Annotated in this window: 14 protein-coding genes and 1 pseudogene; 10 read left to right on the top strand and 5 right to left on the bottom strand. The window is 57.5% G+C overall.

What is annotated here, in order from left to right; all coding sequences use genetic code 11:
* The first annotated feature begins 7 nt into the window (after positions 1-7).
* The 9 genes and pseudogenes from GBC55_RS02140 to GBC55_RS02100 all read left to right on the top strand — a co-directional run.
* Positions 8-1,525 carry a sigma 54-interacting transcriptional regulator gene (locus GBC55_RS02140; RefSeq protein WP_162436705.1) on the top strand — a complete coding sequence of 506 codons (1,518 nt, stop codon included), beginning with the start codon at positions 8-10 and terminating at the stop codon, positions 1,523-1,525.
* Between the two features lie 73 nt (positions 1,526-1,598).
* On the top strand, positions 1,599-1,739 hold the full coding sequence (locus GBC55_RS02135; protein WP_162436630.1) for a type VI secretion protein: 141 nt from the start codon (positions 1,599-1,601) through the stop codon (positions 1,737-1,739).
* 17 nt (positions 1,740-1,756) lie between these two features.
* Positions 1,757-2,947 carry a type VI secretion system-associated FHA domain protein TagH gene (tagH, locus tag GBC55_RS02130; protein WP_162436631.1) on the top strand — a complete coding sequence of 397 codons (1,191 nt, stop codon included), beginning with the start codon at positions 1,757-1,759 and terminating at the stop codon, positions 2,945-2,947.
* A gap of 5 nt (positions 2,948-2,952) precedes the next feature.
* Positions 2,953-3,453, top strand: coding sequence for a type VI secretion system lipoprotein TssJ (tssJ, locus tag GBC55_RS02125; RefSeq protein WP_162436632.1), 501 nt, complete (start codon positions 2,953-2,955; stop codon positions 3,451-3,453).
* A gap of 2 nt (positions 3,454-3,455) precedes the next feature.
* The gene (gene tssK / locus GBC55_RS02120) at positions 3,456-4,787 is read left to right on the top strand and encodes a type VI secretion system baseplate subunit TssK (protein ID WP_162436633.1); all 1,332 of its coding nucleotides are present in this window, start codon (positions 3,456-3,458) and stop codon (positions 4,785-4,787) included.
* Positions 4,788-4,792: 5 nt separating this feature from the next.
* Positions 4,793-5,683, top strand: coding sequence for a type IVB secretion system protein IcmH/DotU (icmH, locus tag GBC55_RS02115; protein WP_162436634.1), 891 nt, complete (start codon positions 4,793-4,795; stop codon positions 5,681-5,683).
* On the top strand, positions 5,683-9,186 hold the full coding sequence (gene tssM, locus GBC55_RS02110) for a type VI secretion system membrane subunit TssM (RefSeq protein ID WP_162436635.1): 3,504 nt from the start codon (positions 5,683-5,685) through the stop codon (positions 9,184-9,186). Before icmH ends, tssM begins: the two co-directional genes overlap by 1 nt.
* On the top strand, positions 9,186-9,914 hold the full coding sequence (locus GBC55_RS02105; protein WP_162436636.1) for a PP2C family serine/threonine-protein phosphatase: 729 nt from the start codon (positions 9,186-9,188) through the stop codon (positions 9,912-9,914). The genes tssM and GBC55_RS02105 overlap by 1 nt, the downstream gene beginning before the upstream one ends.
* Positions 9,915-9,940: 26 nt before the next feature.
* Positions 9,941-10,837: pseudogene (locus GBC55_RS02100) on the top strand (serine/threonine-protein kinase); the annotation flags it as partial.
* On the opposite strand, the gene GBC55_RS02095 reads toward GBC55_RS02100, so the two are convergent.
* The 4 genes from GBC55_RS02095 to GBC55_RS02080 form a co-directional block, all read right to left on the bottom strand.
* Positions 10,834-11,451: a GAD-like domain-containing protein gene (locus tag GBC55_RS02095; protein WP_162436638.1), complete on the bottom strand. Its 618-nt coding sequence runs from the start codon at positions 11,449-11,451 to the stop codon at positions 10,834-10,836. The pseudogene GBC55_RS02100 and the gene GBC55_RS02095 overlap by 4 nt on opposite strands.
* 86 nt (positions 11,452-11,537) lie before the next feature.
* Positions 11,538-12,155 (bottom strand): GAD-like domain-containing protein, encoded by a 618-nt coding sequence (locus tag GBC55_RS02090; protein ID WP_162436639.1) that lies wholly within the window; start codon positions 12,153-12,155, stop codon positions 11,538-11,540.
* Between the two features lie 11 nt (positions 12,156-12,166).
* Positions 12,167-13,516, bottom strand: coding sequence for a DUF6861 domain-containing protein (locus tag GBC55_RS02085; RefSeq protein WP_162436640.1), 1,350 nt, complete (start codon positions 13,514-13,516; stop codon positions 12,167-12,169).
* Positions 13,517-13,726: 210 nt separating this feature from the next.
* Positions 13,727-14,008, bottom strand: coding sequence for a DUF6124 family protein (locus GBC55_RS02080; protein ID WP_162436641.1), 282 nt, complete (start codon positions 14,006-14,008; stop codon positions 13,727-13,729).
* 520 nt (positions 14,009-14,528) lie between these two features.
* On the opposite strand from GBC55_RS02080, the gene GBC55_RS02075 reads away from it, so the two are divergent.
* The gene (locus GBC55_RS02075) at positions 14,529-14,912 is read left to right on the top strand and encodes a helicase (RefSeq protein ID WP_162436642.1); all 384 of its coding nucleotides are present in this window, start codon (positions 14,529-14,531) and stop codon (positions 14,910-14,912) included.
* 193 nt (positions 14,913-15,105) lie between these two features.
* On the opposite strand, the gene GBC55_RS02070 is transcribed toward GBC55_RS02075, so the two are convergent.
* Entirely contained in the window at positions 15,106-16,506 is a 1,401-nt protein-coding gene (locus GBC55_RS02070) for an aminoacyl-tRNA deacylase and HDOD domain-containing protein (protein ID WP_162436643.1), read from the bottom strand.
* Positions 16,507-16,563: the final 57 nt, after the last annotated feature.

Genomic DNA, 16,563 nt, shown 5'->3' with positions numbered 1-16,563 from the left:
GAGCGTCATGTTCACGCAATTGCCACAGCCCCTGGCGTATGCCGAGGCTTTGTTGGCCCAGTTCTCCAGCCTCTCCCGGTCGGCAGACAGCGCCGCGCTGCCAGGTGACCTCGTGCGCGGGTTAGGCACCCTTACCGGTTGCGAACTGGCGCAGTTGTACCTGCTGGATACATCCAGTACCTGCCTTGGATTGGCGACTGAGTGCCTGAACGGCATTCTGCACCCCAGAGAAGTGACAAGCCTGTCGACCGATTACAGCGCTGAGCCATTGCTGCAATTCGCCCTGGATCAGAATCGCGTGGTCTGCCTCACCGAGTTGAGTGGCACCTTACACAAAAGCGAATTCCTGCCGCCGCAGAGCGTGCCTTGGCAGACGTTGCTGTGCGTGCCTTTGGTCAATCAGCAACAGAGCGTCGAAGGCTTGCTGGTGTGTGCCAGTACCCGACACGTCGAGCTGCAAGGCTTCGCCGAGTCACTGGCCCAGCTGGGTTCGTTCGCGCTCGGTCAACTGCACCTGCTCCAACGTTTGCGAGGGCCTGCGGTTGAGGCAACACCCATGTCGATCAGCATGCCGAGCGCCAGGGATTTCGGATTGATCGGTAGAAGCACGACCATGCGTCAGACGTGTTCGCTGATCAGTAAAGTCTTGCACAGCCCGTACACCGTGCTGTTGCGCGGGGAGACGGGCACCGGCAAGGAAGTGATAGCCCGGGCCATTCACGATGGCGGAGCGCGGCGTGCGAAGTCTTTCATCGTGCAGAACTGTGCAGCGTTTCCCGAAAGTCTTTTGGAAAGTGAGCTGTTCGGCTATCGCAAAGGTGCGTTCACGGGCGCTGACCGCGATCGTCCCGGGCTATTCGATGCGGCGAATGGTGGAACCTTGTTGCTGGACGAAATTGGCGACATGCCGTTGTCCCTGCAAGCCAAGTTGTTACGCGTACTTCAGGAGGGTGAAATTCGCCCGCTGGGTTGCAACGATACCCACAAGGTCGATGTGCGCATCATTGCCGCGACTCACCGCGACCTGGCGGTCTTGGTCCGCGAAGGAAAATTTCGTGAGGACTTGTACTACCGCCTCGCGCAATTCCCGATCGAATTGCCGGCCCTCCGATACCGCGCTGGCGACGTCCCGGAACTGGCTCGGCACTTTGCCGCAAAGGCCTGTGCGTTCCTGCAACGCGATAGCCTGCGCTGGTCAGAGGCGGCACTGTCTCACCTGTCAGGGTATGCCTTTCCGGGCAACGTTCGCGAACTCAAAAGCCTGGTTGAGCGGGCGGTTCTGCTCTGTGAGGGCGGTGAGTTGCTACCTGAACATTTCTCCCTGCGTACGGATGTCATTGCGCATGCCGGCAGTGCTCACCTGCGTGAACGAATGGCGCAAGTCGAACGCAACCTGCTGGTCGAGTGCCTGCGCAGGAACGCCGGTAACCAGACCGCTTCTGCCCGAGAGCTCGGACTGCCACGCCGCACGCTGTTGTACCGACTTGATCGACTGAACATCAGCGCGAGCGACGTCAATGGATGAGGCCGTTTTTCGCCGTTCATGGAGGCATGCCCTTCGCCTCGAATCCACTTTCACCCCCCTTGGAGCTCCTCTGATGCCTGTCCGTCACCGGCATGCTGTTCTGCTGACCCTCGTTGTTCTGTGTGGCCTCGGCGGCTGTAGCGGCAATTACAAATTCAACGATGACACCTATCGCCCTCTGGGTGATCCGCAGGCAGTCAATCGCGGCAAGTGATCACAAGGAGCAAGACGATGGAACTGGTTCTCGAAATCCAGAACGCCAAGGAATTCGTGCCCACGGAGCTTTGGCACAAGACCTTCAAGCAGGCGGGTGGCACGATCGGGCGAGCGGAGAACTGCGACTGGGTTCTTCCGGATCGCAAGCGCCACCTGTCCAAAAGCCATGCGCTGGTGACCTGCCACGACGGTGCGTTTTTTATCACCGACACCAGCCGCAATGGCATCCGGACGATTGAAAACGGTACGAACCTGCCTAAAGGCGAAGCGGTGCGGATTGAACACGACAGCGTCTACTTTCTGGGCAGTTACGAAATTCAAGCGCGACTGGCCGGTGTGTCCACGACCTATGGCGTCGCCAGTCAGGCTGTCGCGGACAGCGTGATTCCGGACGATGCTTTTCTTGAGCTGGATCCTTTGAAGGCTTTTGATCAGCAAGCGCTCGCTTACACCGACATCGATGAACTGATCACGCCGCGCATGCCGATTGGGGATGTCCACCCACGCGCCGACTACGCCCGTATCGACATGGAAAACCTGCAGGTGCCGCAGTTGGTAGAGGCACCGCCGGAACCGTTGCCAGCTCCGGCGCAGAGCGCTGTTGATCGCCAAAGCCAGGACTTCTGGAAGCGCTTCGGTACCGCTTTGGGCATAGACCTGAAGGATCTGGACCACGCTGAGCGCGAAAACCTGGCACTGGACGCTGCTCGTTTGCTCAATCAAAGCGTCGATGGCTTGCAGCAAAGCTTGCGCACCCACAGCGAATTGAAAAATGAGCTGCGCCTGGCCCAAACCACCGTTCAGGGCATCTACAACAATCCGCTGAAACTCAGCGTCGATGCCGGGGAAGCACTGGGCATTCTGTTGCGGACCAACAAGCCTGGCCAGTACCCGGCCGAACAGGTTCTCTCCCGGGCATTTCGTGATTTGCAGACGCATCAGGTGGCGCTGTTGGCCGCCAGTCGTGCTGCGATTCGAGGGGCGCTCGATCACTTCTCGCCCTCGCAACTGACCCTGCGGTTTGAGCGCGACCAACAGCCACTGTTCACCACTGCGGGCAGCCGCTGGAAGGCTTATGGCCGTTATCACCAGGCCCTGCGTCAGGACGATGAGTGGAGCGAGCGGTTGCTCGCTCGTGACTTTGCTCAAGCCTACGAAGAACAGGTTCGGCTGATCTCGACTCTTCACGTAGACCAACGGGGATGACGCCCATGCCTCGCGGCTCTTTCGTTTACTTCAAGACACTGGCGGCGCTGGTGGTTTTGATCCTGCTGTCGGGTTGTACGTCATTGTCGCCGTACTCTCGCCTGACCAAGCTCGACCTGAAACTCACCGCCAACGATCAACTGAACCCGGATCTCAATGGCCGTCCGTCACCGATCGTCATTCGATTGTTCGAGCTCAAACATCCCGTGGCTTTCGAGAACGCCGATTTCTTCAGTCTGTACGAGCGCAGCAAAGAAATCCTGGCCCCTGATCTGGTGGTCATTGAGGAGCTTGAATTGCGACCGGGGGAACGCATCGAACTCAAGCTCGCGCTGCAAGCCGATAGCCGCTACGTCGCTGTACTCGCGGCCTACCGTGATCTGGCGCAAACCCAATGGCGATACACCGTGCCAATCACCCCAATGAGCCTCACCGTGACTGATTTGATCCTAGATCAAACCGGTATTCGCAACACTCTAGAAACGCTCGTCAGGACGGATGACTGATCATGAATTCGCATAAAGTCATTTGGCAGGAAGGCATGCTGCTGCGCCCACAACACTTCCAGCACAGCGACCGCTACTACGATCACCAGATGAAAACCCGTACCCAGTTACTGGGTGGTTATACCTGGGGTTTCCTGACCCTGGACATCGATGCCCAGTTCCTCAAAATGGGCAAGCTGGTGATCAGCCATGCCAGCGGAGTTTTGCCCGACGGCAGTCTGTTCGAGTTGGGCAGCACGTCGGAGCCGTTGGCACTCGTCCTGCCTCCCAATACCGCAAACACGCCGGCTTACCTGGCGCTGGCACTCGTCACCGGCAATCACATCGAGGCTCGTCGACCCGAGCAATCGGACGTCCTGGCGCGCTACACCGTGTATGACGCAGCAGTGGCAGACTCCAATGCCGGCGAGGGTTCCTCCAGCCAGGTCAGCTGTGCACGCCCGGACTTTCGACTGTTGCTCGGCGATCAGCAGAGCGATCAGGCGTACGTGAAGCTGAAAGTTTGCGAAGTGCTCGACACCACGCCCGACGGCATTATCAGCCTCGATCCGGACTTCGCTCCCACCTTCATTCAGGCGCATTCCTCCAGTTATCTGCTGTCGTGCCTCAAAGAAGTGATCAGCATGCTCGGTCACCGGGGCGACGCCCTGGCAGAGCGGATCCGCTCGAATGGCAAGGTCGCGGGCGCGGAAGTTGGCGACTTCATGATGCTGCAACTGATCAACCGCACCGAGCTCCTGCTGCGTCACTACCTCGGTCTGGAACAGGTTCACCCCGAGGCCTTGTATCGAGCGCTGCTGATGTTGCTCGGTGATCTGGCGGCGTTTTCAAGCGATAGCAAACGTCCACGTCTGGACAGCCGTTATCAGCACAGCGATCAAGGCGCGAGTTTTCGAAAATTGATGGAAGAGATTCGTCAGGTGTTGTCGATGGTGCTCGAACAACATGCGATCGAACTGGAGCTGCAAGCGCGGCAGTACGGCATCATCGTTTCGCCTTTAAACGACCACACACTGCTGGGCTCTGCGTCGTTTGTACTGGCCGCCAGTGCTCACTGCGACCCGGAGGAATTGCGCCACCGTTTGCCGGCTCACCTCAAGGTCGGTCCGGTAGAAAGCATTCGCCAACTGGTCAACCTGCACTTGCCAGGTATCAAGGTCAGGCCGCTGCCGGTAGCCCCTCGGCAAATCGCCTTTCATGCCAGCAAAACCTATTTCATTCTTGATTTCAGTGCCGAAGACCAGGCGCAACTCGAGCGCTCTGGCGGCTTCGCGTTCCATGTGTCGGGAGAATTTGCCGAGCTCGAATTGAAATTCTGGGCCATCAGGAACTGACCGACATGAGTAAGGATACGGAACTCCACCACGACGATAGAACCGTCCTGGTGGACCACGACGGGCGCCACCCAGCGTCGAGCCCGCTGACGAATTCGACTACGCCTCCACGCATCGAACAGCTGCAGGATCGGATGATTTATGCGGCTGCCAAACGCCCGGTTGAAACGTACAACATCGGCTTCAACTCGCTTGTGACAGCGGCGTCCCGACTGCTGTCGCAAGTGGCCCGGCTGAAAAGCGGTGAGGTCTGCGAAGATTTGCAAAGCCTTGGCGTGCGCCTGTGTGATGAGCTGGATAGCTTCGTCAAAGTAGCGCTGCACGACGGTATCGAGAATGGCCAGGTTTCCTCTGCCCGTTATGTGCTGTGCACCGTGATTGACGAAGCCGTGGTGACGACGCCTTGGGGCAAGGAAAGCCAGTGGTCGCAAACGAGCCTGCTGAGCCGCTTTCACAAAGAAACGTCGGGCGGTGAAAAGTTCTTCCTGCTGCTTGAGCGGCTGTCGAAAGACCCGGCCAAGAACCTGCCGATGCTCGAGTTGATGTACCTGTGTCTGTCTCTCGGATTCGAGGGTAAATACCGGGTTCAGCCCCGTGGAACCCTGGAACTTCAGCAGGTCAGCGACGCGCTTTACCGGCAGATTAGACATCTGCGCGGTGATGTTTCGCTCCAGTTATCCCCGAAATGGGAAGGCCTCAAGGAAGAGCGCCGCAGCCTGGTGCGCATCGTTCCCTGGTGGTGGGTGGCGCTGTTTACGACGGTGTGTCTGGTCGTGATGTATTCAAGCTTCGACCGGGTGCTGGGTGAGCAACGAGACAGCGTTTTGCAACCTTTTCTGCCGCTTGATCCAGCACCGGTTTCGCCGTTGGCGCAGCGGTCAAACAGGGACGCGTGATGAAAAAACTTTTCAAAAAAACTGGTGTGTTTTTGCTTCAGACCTGGGTCTGGAGCTTGCTGCTGGTCCTCTCGATAGCACTGTTGGTGTGGGGCTTGGGCCCGTTGCTGGCAGTGGATGACTATAAATTCTGGGAAAGTGCCACATCACGGCTGCTGACAATCAGTGTACTGAGCCTGCTCTGGGGACTGGGCATGGTGTACGTCAACTGGCGAGTAGGCATACGCAAGAAAACCATTGAAGACAGTGAAGATGGCTGGAGACGCAAAGGCCAGGAAAAGCAAAGCCACACCGAGCGAAAAGAACTGAGGCGACGTTTCAAAGCCGCTTTAGCAACCTTGAAGACTTCAAGCCTCTATCGGGGGCGCAGCGAGCGCTGGCGCGACGATCTGCCCTGGTACGTTTTGCTTGGCCCGCAGAGCAGCGGCAAGACCAGCCTGCTGGTGTCCTCAGGACTCGAATTTCCGATCAACACGCTTGACCGCAAATCCACCCAGGAGGTGCTGCGCACGGAACACTGTGACTGGTATTTCGCCGAGCACGGCGTCCTGATCGACACGGCCGGACGCTACCTGAGTCAGCAGGATGGTATGGCTGGCGACACCTGGAAAACGCTGCTCGACCTGCTGCGTCAGCGGCGTCGCAACCATCCGCTCAATGGCGTGCTGGTGACCTTGCCAGTACCGCTGCTGCTCGGCGCGGACCGGGGCATGCTGGAAGGCGTGGCTGATCAGGTGCGTGCCCGCTTGCAGGAAATTCAGCAGCGGCTGCACGTCAATGTGCCGGTCTACCTGGTGATCACCAAGGCGGATGAACTGCCGGGGTTCGACGAATTCTTCGATCAACTGACCCTTGAAGACAGTGATCAGGTGCTGGGCGCGACGCTGGGTAAAGACCTGCGCGACACGGACGCGAGCAGGGTGCGCAGCGAATTCGAAACGCTGCTGCGTCGCCTGAACAGTCAGGTGATCCTGCGCATGCATCAGGAGCGTGACGCTCTGCATCGCGGCCGCATTCTCGACTTTCCGCACCAACTGGGGCTGATCGGCGATGGCCTGTGCCTGTTCGTTGAAAAGGCGTTCACCGGTAATCGCTATCAACGTGTGAGCCAGCTGCGAGGCTTCTACCTGACCAGCGCGCCTCACCTGAGCAACACGCTCCGGGATATGAGCAAGGTGGCCTCGCAAAACCGTCGCATCATTGGCGCACGTTTTATTCACCAGATGATCAGCCGTGTGATTTTCCCCGAGGCTGATCTTGCCGGTCTGGACGCGCGCGAGCGCAGACGCATTCATTGGGGCCAGCGGGCTTTGTACCTCGGTGCACTGACTGCATTGGGCGTGTTCGGCCTGTTGTGGGCAGCCAGTTACTCGGCTAACCACGAGCGTTTGGAACAGCTGCGTTCACTCGCACAGACCTGGACGCAGCAGCGATCTGAAGTCACTGCAGGTGCTGATTCGATGGCGGCACTCAAGCGACTCGACACGGCTTATGCGGCCACTCGAGTCTTCCCTGAAAGAGAGGGTGTCTCGTACCACGAGCGTGCAGGTCTGTATCAGGGTGCCGAAGTCAGCCCGACCATTGTGGCGGCCTACGAGCGTGAGCTTCAAACGCACTTGCTGCCAAGCATAGCGACCCTGCTGGAGGGCCAGATCCGCGTCAACATGAAGGATCGCGAACGTTTGCTTAACAGCCTGCGTGCGTACCTGATGCTGAGCATGGAAGATCGTCGAGAGGCCGAGTGGCTAAAGGATTGGGTGGCTGCTGACTGGTCCCAGCGTTACTCCGGCAACACCGTGGCGCAGAACGCTCTGGCCGACCACTTTGAGCGGTTGTTGAAAAAACCGTTTGCTTACCCGCTTAACGATCAACTGGTAGCGCAAGCACGTCAGGTACTGCGCAGCGAATCCCTGGCCAACGTTGTTTACCGCACGCTCCGCGAGCAGGCCCGCCATCTGCCGGACTATCGTTTCAGTCAACATTTGGGACCGCAGGGCGCGTTGTTTGTCGGTACCGATTACGTGATTCCGGGGTTTTATACAAAGAAGGCATACCAGCAATATTTTTCGGTTCAGGGCGCGACGCTAGTCACTGACATCCTGCGTGACAACTGGGTGCTGGGAGAGGGCGCAGGCATCAGCGGCATGGATTTGCGTCGCCTCATGGTCGAGCTGGAGCAGCTGTATTTTCGCGACTACACCCATCTATGGGGCGAAGCGCTCGGGAAGGTTGCGTTACAACCCATCACTCACGCCGGCGACGGCGCCGAACAATTGGCCGGCTTGACCTCGGCCAGTTCTCCCTTGCTGCAACTGCTGGTGGAAGTGCGTGAGAACACTCGCTTTGCGGTCATCCCGGAGATCCTCGATGGCGCGGCAGATGCCGCTGCCGAGCTGGCTGAGAAGGGCGGAAAATTGGGCAAGCTTGCCACGGCAGTGGCGGGCAAGGCCTCCAGCGTGGCGGGGAGTGTGGATAAGAATCTGCCAGACACCGCCCGGCAATCCCTGCAACGTCGCTTCGAACCATTGCACCGTCTGCTGGATGAAAACGACGGTCCGACCGCAGATTTGACTCCCGTGCTGCAGGCGGTCAATGACGTTCAACAGCAACTGTCCAGCCTGGCCCGCTCCAGCACCCCGGATCACGCAGCGTTTGTCATGGCAAAGACGCGCATGGGCGGTCAGCGTGATGCCTTGAGCCACTTGCGCACGACAGCGGGCCGCTTGCCGCGCCCGATCAGCGCGTGGTTCAACGTGCTGGCCGAAGACAGTTGGCAGCTTGTGCTCAACGATGCGTATCAGTACCTGAACCAGCGATATCAGGGCGAGCTGTACAGCTTCTACGGCAAAGGAATCAACAAGCGTTATCCGTTCAGCGCCCACAGCACCAGTGACGTTGCACTCAACGACTTCCGTGAGTTCTTCATGGCACAGGGGGTTGTCGATCGTTTTTTTGAAAGCTACATGAGGCCTTTCGTCAGCGGTGGTCCAGGCAACTATCGCCTGCGTAGTATTGACGGGCGCAGCCTGCCGATGTCCAGGGTCTACCTCGACCAGATGGCTACCGCTCACGTGATCCGCCAGAGCTTTTTCGCCGAGCATCCGAGCGAGCCTAAAGTGCGGTTCAGGCTGGAGCCATACACCCTGGACCCGTCCGTCAGCCGTTCCGAATTCAAGTTCGGCAACGAGACCATGGAGTACCGTCACGGTCCTATCACGCCAGCCTCCTTCACCTGGCCGACCGATGCCGAGGGTGGGCGCACCAGCCTCGTCCTAGACAAAATGGTCGGTCGACCGATCGGTATCGAAAAAAACACCGGCCCGTGGTCGCTGTTTCGTTTGTTCGATCTGATGCAGACCGAGTACCTCGACGGTCGTGACGTGATGGTGCTGAAAGCGGACCTGGGCGGTCTTCGCACCAACTACCTCCTGATGAGCCAGCGCATGCCGAACCCGTTCGACATGGGCGTTTTGCGAACCTTCCGCCTGCCGGTGCAGCTCTGATGCAGAGGGTCAGTCCGTGGCGCAGCGCAGCGCGCACCGATAAAGGAAAGATCCGCAGGCGCAACGAAGATGCATTCCTTGACTGCCCACAACAAGGGCTATGGGTGGTCGCGGACGGCATGGGCGGTCATCAGGGAGGCGATATTGCCAGTCAGTTGATCGTCGCCAGCCTGGCGGAATTACCGGCTCAGGTAGGCTTCGATGATCGGGTTAATGGCGTACGTACTTGCCTGCACTGGCTCAATCGACGATTGGGTCAGGAGTTGACCCTCACCGCCGGGTGCCGCGACAGCGTCATGGGTAGCACGGTCGTGGCGCTGTTGATCAAAGGTAATCGCGCCGCCTGTCTCTGGGCGGGCGACAGCCGCTGCTACTTGTGGAGGGGGCAGCGGTTGTTCCAGCTGACCACGGACCATTCACTGCAACAGCAATTGATCGATGAGCAGCGCATGAGCGTCGAACAGGCCAGGGCGCAACCCGGTGCTCATGCACTGACCCGCGCCATCGGTGCGAGCGAACACCTGACCTTGGCCATGCTCGAATTCGAGGTCTATTCGGGCGATGCGTTTTTGTTATGCAGCGATGGTCTTTATCAGGAGGTGAGCGCTGATGGCTTGGGCAGTGCCCTGAGCCATGTCTCGCCACAGGGCGCGCTGCAGCAGCTGTTCAACGCTGCGCTGGACAGTCCGGCTCGGGACAATCTGACAGCCGTAGTGATTCGACAATGAGTGCGTTTTCACCAGCGTCCACATCTACTCAAGCCGGCATGGGTGAGTTGCCCGAAATCCTGGCTGGTCGCTACCGCATCGAGCGGTTGCTCGGCGCCGGCGGCATGGGTGCGGTCTACCGGGCACGGGATCTGCTGCGAGAGCAGTTCGACGATCCCGACCCGTGCATCGCGGTGAAAGTGCTCAGCGAAGTCTTGTGCGAATCGCCCGACGCCAGCAGCTTGCTCTATAGCGAATTCGCCCTGACCCGGCGACTGCGCCACGACAACGTCGTGCGTTTGCACACCTTTGAAGTGGACACGGACTGCCAGAGGGCCTTCATCACCATGGAGCTCATGCGTGGGCCGACGTTGGACAAACTGCTCTGCGAGCGACCGTTGGGACTACCGTGGAGCGAAGTGCACGAAATCGCGCTGCCACTCCTCGACGCGCTGGCATACGCCCATTCCCGTGGTGTGCTGCACGGCGATTTGAAACCGAGCAACGTGATGCTCAGCGATGACGGCGTGCGCTTGTTCGATTTTGGCTTGGGGCAAGCCGAGAAAGGCGTGCTGCCGGGCCTGCCGCACCTGAGCCGCAACCGCTTCAACGCCTGGACGCCAGCCTATGCTGCACCGGAACTGTTGGAGGGTGAGCCGATGACCTTCAGCGCTGATGTTTTTGCGGTGGCGTGCGTGATTTATGAATTGGCGGGGGGGAGACATCCATTTCGGCGTTTACCGTCGGATGAGGTTTGCGAAGAGCGACCGCTGGTGAAATTGAGAGCGCCCAAGAATCTGCCCAAGCGTTGCTGGCCGGTGTTGCGTAGGGCGCTGGCGTTTGAAGTGTCGCAGCGGACTGTCACGGTGGCTGAGTTGCGTGAGGTGTTGGGTGGCCGTTCGTTTTTTGAGTTGCGGCATTGGTTCAGGGCACACCGGCGTTAAAGGTCTGAAAAACTGTAGGGTTGAAGCTCGGTGATTTGCGACAGAATTGTCAGGTGTTCTACGGCTTTTACTTTTTCCAGATGATCGAGGGTATCCGGGCCGCCGAGCATGAACGCTGGAACAAAACCGTACATCTCGTCGTGGCGCAGGGTGCCGAGCTTTTTCTTCGCTGGCTTGAACAGGTCGCCGTAGTTGTTTGTATCTACGTCCCGTGACAACAGAAAATTTCGTAGTCCCTTATCCATTTGCTCACCAGTAAAGATTGAGGTGTGCGTCGTATAGCGGGAAAGGATGCTAGTGAGTTTGAGAGATGCCCCCGTTTTCTCACCCCAAAGGTACAAATCACCGAAAGCGCTACGAGCAATTAAGTGATAGTTGTCAAAGTCTGCAAATTTTGTCCCTTCGAGCCAGGATGCTACAACTCCTTCATAATCTTGCGGATTAACCATCCAGAAAATCCCCTCGCCGTAACCGCACCAACCATGTTCGGTCCAGTATTCCAGCAATAGATTGGGAAGCTTGCCTCTGTAGCGTTCAATGCTTGACGGCGGCACCTCTCTTCGATCAATAGGGTCACCAATTTTCTCTATAAATCTAGCAAATACTTTATCCACGTAATGGCCCGTTGAATGTTGGAGCTTATGTGGTTAAGCCTAAAGAATTGATGCATCCCCACGCGCGAGCGAGGCAATCATCGCTTTTAAAGGTCTGAAAAACTGTAGGGCTGAAGCTCGGCGATTTGCGACAGAATTGTCAGGTGTTCTATGGCTTTTACTTTTTCCAGATGATTGAGGGTATCCGGGCCGCCAAGCATGAACGCTGGAACAAAACCATACATCTCGTCGTGGCGTAGGGTGCCGAGCTTTTTCTTCGCCGGCTTGAACAGGTTGCCGTAATCATTAGAGTCAACTTGCCTAGACAGCAGGAAAGAGCGAAGCCCCTTATCCATTTGCTCTCCCGTATATATAGATGTGTGTGTTGTAAAACGAGAAAGGATGCTGGTTATCTTGAGCGAGGCACCCGTTCGCTCGCCCCAAAGATACAAATCGCCAAAGGCACTGCGTGCAATTAAATGGTAAGTATCAAACGTCTCAAATTTCGTACCTTCAAGCCAGGACGCCACCACGCCCTCATATTCTTGCGGGTTCACTATCCAAAAAATGCCGTCAGCATAACCGCACCAACCATGCTCCTCCCAGTATTCAAGTAACTGATTGGGTAACTTTCCTCTGTAGCGTTCTATGCTGGATATCGGCACTTCTTGTCGGTCGATTGGCTTGCCAAACGTCTCCAAAAATATGGAAAATATCTCATCCATTACTTTTCCCCTTAGCACTTATGAAGTTTGACATTGAGGTATGTTCTTTTGCGTAAAGAGGCAGGTGTTGTTTCTACACTTTCTTTCAAACGTGCGATTTTTGACCGCCATTGAGGGCCGATACTAGAGTTGACCTGTCGATCACCAAAGTCCGAAATGACATCTCTGCCTCCTGCGCTCAAATCAGGATTATGAAGCCCTGCAAGGTTCGACATGGTTTCCTTAGCTTGATCTATGCTCTCTGTTCTTGCAGCTTTGGCGCTCATCGTCTGCAAAAGCTCTTCTTGAATACGTTCTTGCAACTTATTTTGTAGATCCTTTCTAGCCCGCCTAGCAGCTGCCGGACTTCGCTTCACCGGATTCGCAATATTCTCCAAATACTCATCAACCGTCAGCCGATTCAGCCCATCCTCTTGCCCTTTCAGCTGCCGCTCGAACTCTCCGATTTTAGACGCTGGCATCTTGTCTGCTTTGAAGCATTCGACTTTATGAAGCGGCATGGCGTTCGGTTTGTCACGGGTAGAGTTTTTGTCTTTGTCAGAGGGATGATGTGCCGGTGGTGCAGGCTCCTGCGTGCCGACTGCGCCTTTGCGCGGTGTTGCGGTTTGCAGGTCGGGACGTTTTTTCAGTGCGTCTTCGTGCTTGAGCATCCACTGGGCTAACTGCGCACCCTTGGGGCTCGCTCGCATTTCCTGGGCAAGGACATTTGCGTTTCCTCGACCACGGGTGATGTAAGCAACGATGGCTCCCAGCAGCAGGGCGACAACTTCCACATGCCCCTGCGCGATGTGATGGGCGGCCCTGTTCTGTGCGAATGGATCGTCCTGGCTGAACGGGTTTAACCCTTCCTCGCCACGTGGCCCTTCCCACGCGATGTTGATGCCGGTCAGGTAATACTCGCCAATGCGCGGCAAACCCTCGACGAAAAACTCGGCAATGGACGTCAGGCCGAGTATCCCCAGTATCCAGGTGCTGACTTGCAAGCCCATTGTGGCGCCAGCGGCACCCATGGGGAGGGCGCCGATTCCGCCGAAAAGCGCGCCTGTACCCGCGCCGATGGCGCCACCGACCAGTACGCTGCCGGCAACGATCATTGCCATCTGCGTGACGACTTCAATCAGTTCGTTGAGGACGCTGGCGATATCGAGGTCAGAGAACCGTTGCCTCAGTAAGCGGCCAGCTTCCCACTCGGCTTGAATGAATGCAGACCTGACACTGTTGATACGACGGATGTTGAGAGAGAGGGAAGGTGCCCGCTCATTAAAATGCGTGCGATAGGTGGCTCCTCCCTGGAAACCCATCTGATCAGTAATACGGCTTTCTATCTCGTGCCAACTGGGCACGATTCGCCCTAAAAACATTCGAGTGTCTCCCTGACAATTTCGCCCGTTAGTGCACCAAAAACGTCGGTGTCCATCGCCGGAAGACGCTAACAAGCTATTGAAAGGGGAGATGTAGGAAGGATCTCTGACTGAGGTGGGACGCTTCCGATATTTCAGAATGTTGCATCCGCGACATCCAACACGCGCTGTCTGTGGGAGCAAGCTTTGCTCCCACAGTTGGATATCTTTTTATGCTTTGACTGGAGGCACCGCTGGGTTCGGTGAGTCGATGTTGTCCAGTGCGCGTTCCACTAATAGATACACGCCGTCGGCCATTCTGCTGATACCCAAGGCCACAGACCGGTTTCGATCATCGATATCGTCGGCCAGATTGGCGGCTATGGTGCTGATGGACAGCAGGTCTTCGGAGGCGTTGGCGAGGAGGGCTTCAGTGGTGAGGTCGAGCGCGACAGTAAAGAGCTCACCGTTTCGGCGCTTGTGTTTTGGGGGATTGGGTGATGGCTTGATCATGGGCATAGCTTCCTGAGATTAAGAAGCTGACACCGTTTCGCTTGCACTTCGAAAGAGGTGGCAGCTGTGCGTTGGTGTGCAAGACCGGTCCAGGAACCCGGCAGACTCGAGAGTCTCCGACGCACAGCCGCCATAACGATTCGCGAGCATAGGAAAACCCTCGACGAATTGCCATAACCGTTGTGTGCCTGGATCGGACTTGCACGTCCGCGTCACCGATTTTTTCGGTGGCGGGCTGAGGTTATCGGCGAATGCAATGGGTGAATAGTTCATGAATGTCGCCGCGTATCGTGGGAAATTTCCGAGAACATTGAAGGGATTAAGATCAAAAGATCGCAGCCTGCGGCAGCTCCTACAGAAGCGTCTGAGTTGTTGATGAGTCAATGTGTCTCGTCAATGACTTGGTAGTCATCAGCGTCAAAAACAACGCCATCTTCCTCTAACGCTACGCGATGGTGGCGTTCCTGGATGAAGCCGCTACACTGCGCCGGCCGTTCATTTTTCTCTTGAGGCTGTGCGCATGAAATTTCGTTTTCTTCTGTGGATGCTGGGTTTGTTGATGGGTAAAGCCAGTCGGACTAATCCTGCGTTTCAGCAGCAGTTGGGTGACAAGGAGTTGGTGTTTCAGCTGCAAACCCTGGATGGGAAAGTGGCGCGGCATTTCCGGGTGAAAGATCAGCGGATCACCAGTAAGTCAGGCATGTATGCCGAGCCGGCGTTTGCGATTGCCTTTAAAGATGCCGCGTATGGCTTCGCCACAATGCAGGCGAAGAACAAGCAGTTGGCATTCATGACGGGGATTCAGGACAAGTCGATCCAGATCAAGGGCAACCCGGCGCTGGTGATCTGGTTTCAGGGTTTGACCAAGTATTTGAAGCCGAGGAAGGCCAAGCCTAAGGCTTGAAATCGGTTCTTAAATAGAAGCGCTATTGTGGCGAGGGAGCTTGCTTCCGCTGGGATGCGCAGCGTCCCCAAAGACCTTGATTATATCTCACGCACCTTGTTGGCTGATTTGCGGCTGCTGCGCAGCCGAGCGGGAGCGAGCTCCCTCGCCACAGGGTTTCGTATGTTTTTTAGTTGGCCTTATTGGAATGCTCTCAGTGCGAACTGAACTGCGAAGCCAGTTCGCGCAGCAGCACTTCGGCTTCGAGGACTTTGCTGGCGACGTCGTTGGCTTTGTCGCGGCTCAGGCCGAGGCGTTCAAGAAGAGCGTCAGGGATGTCTTCGATCGGGCCGGAGCCGATACCGCGGCTGCGCAGCAGGCGCACTGCCAGGCACACAAGGTTCGGGTACTCGGCGTAATCGCCGTCGTAGGTCGGGTCGTGCTGGAAGCGCAGGGCAGTGGCCAGTTCGTCGGGCATGTCCCAATAGCGCATCAGCCAGGAACCGATTTGCTCGCGGCTGATGCCCAGCAGGTGTTGCTCGATATAGCTGTGGCACAGGTGCGGGTTGACCTCCAGGTGGCGGCAGATCAGCGAAAAGTGCGGCGGGAATACGTGGGCCAGCAGCAGATAGCCAAAGTTGTGCAGCAGGCCGGCAAGGTAGGTCAGGCCAGCTTCGGGGCGCTGTGCGCGGGGCATGGCGCGGGTCAGGCCTTCGATGACGGCGGCGGTGTAGATCGATTGCTGCCAGTAAGGCGTCGTGTGTTGCGGGCGATCCTTGGGCAGGCTCAGGGTTTTGCCCAGTGCCAGGCCCAGCGCCAGGTTGATGACCAGGTCGAAACCCAGGACCCGGACGATGGCGTCTTCCACTGAACGAATCTTGCCCGGCGAGGCGTAATACGGCGAGGCCGCCCAGCTGACGACTTGTGCGGCCAGGGCCGGGTCGGTTTCGACGACGCCGGTGATGTCATCGATGGTGGCGTTGGGATCGACCCGCAGCTTGATGATTTTCTGGGCGGTGGCGGCCAGTGGTGGAATTTCGATGGTCGCTTCCAGACGTTGCTGAATGCGTCGCGCGGTGAAGGCCTGGACCGCCTGGGTGATTTCCTCGCGGTCATCGTCGGGGCGGTCGAGGTTCGGGCGAATGCTGGTCAGCGCTTCACCAAAGTTGGCGGCGCTGGCTTTGGTCAGCAGGGTCTTGAAGTCTTCGCGGGTAACTTCCAGCAACACCCCAGGCGTGTCTGAGTTGATCAGCAGCTTGGGCTCACGCAGCAGGCTCTCTTCGTAGAGGCAGGGTGCAGTGGTGAGCGATGGCAAACCCGGCAGCATGCTCAGATTGTGTTTGCCGAGCAGGCGCTCAAGGCGTTCCGTCGACACGGCCGTGAGGCGTCGACCGGTCAGTTCGGCGAGGCGATTGAGGTCCAGCAATTGGCTCTGCGGGAACAACACCATGAGTGAGCCGACGGCATCGTCCACCAGGACTGCCTGCACTTTGCGCGCAGCGTTTAAACCGTGGTGGTCGACGACTTCATCGAAGGCAATGCCCACCTTTTCCAGCAGCAGCCGAACGGCAGACGGAGCAGGCGTGGTTTCCGGGGCGAGGGCAGCGTCAGTCATGGGTTGGATCCGTTCTCGAACAGTTGCAGGAGTATAACCATCATGTTTAACACGGTG

It is taken from the genome of Pseudomonas sp. TNT3, from assembly GCF_010095445.2.
In the GTDB taxonomy this organism is placed as follows: domain Bacteria; phylum Pseudomonadota; class Gammaproteobacteria; order Pseudomonadales; family Pseudomonadaceae; genus Aquipseudomonas.
The sequence above is the reverse complement of the archived record's forward strand: the minus strand, read 5'-3'. Positions and strand labels throughout refer to the sequence as shown.

Bases quoted from the DNA above. Each gene is read 5' to 3' on its own strand.
- tssK (WP_162436633.1), top strand. From the start codon at position 3,456: ATGAATTCGCATAAAGTCATTTGGCAGGAAGGCATGCTGCTGCGCCCA.
- tssJ (WP_162436632.1), top strand. From the start codon at position 2,953: ATGCCTCGCGGCTCTTTCGTTTACTTCAAGACACTGGCGGCGCTGGTG.
- GBC55_RS02075 (WP_162436642.1), top strand. From the start codon at position 14,529: ATGAAATTTCGTTTTCTTCTGTGGATGCTGGGTTTGTTGATGGGTAAA.
- icmH (WP_162436634.1), top strand. From the start codon at position 4,793: ATGAGTAAGGATACGGAACTCCACCACGACGATAGAACCGTCCTGGTG.
- GBC55_RS02105 (WP_162436636.1), top strand. From the start codon at position 9,186: ATGCAGAGGGTCAGTCCGTGGCGCAGCGCAGCGCGCACCGATAAAGGA.
- GBC55_RS02090 (WP_162436639.1), bottom strand. From the start codon at position 12,155: ATGGATGAGATATTTTCCATATTTTTGGAGACGTTTGGCAAGCCAATC.
- tssM (WP_162436635.1), top strand. From the start codon at position 5,683: ATGAAAAAACTTTTCAAAAAAACTGGTGTGTTTTTGCTTCAGACCTGG.
- GBC55_RS02140 (WP_162436705.1), top strand. From the start codon at position 8: ATGTTCACGCAATTGCCACAGCCCCTGGCGTATGCCGAGGCTTTGTTG.
- tagH (WP_162436631.1), top strand. From the start codon at position 1,757: ATGGAACTGGTTCTCGAAATCCAGAACGCCAAGGAATTCGTGCCCACG.
- GBC55_RS02085 (WP_162436640.1), bottom strand. From the start codon at position 13,516: ATGTTTTTAGGGCGAATCGTGCCCAGTTGGCACGAGATAGAAAGCCGT.
- GBC55_RS02135 (WP_162436630.1), top strand. From the start codon at position 1,599: ATGCCTGTCCGTCACCGGCATGCTGTTCTGCTGACCCTCGTTGTTCTG.
- GBC55_RS02080 (WP_162436641.1), bottom strand. From the start codon at position 14,008: ATGATCAAGCCATCACCCAATCCCCCAAAACACAAGCGCCGAAACGGT.
- GBC55_RS02070 (WP_162436643.1), bottom strand. From the start codon at position 16,506: ATGACTGACGCTGCCCTCGCCCCGGAAACCACGCCTGCTCCGTCTGCC.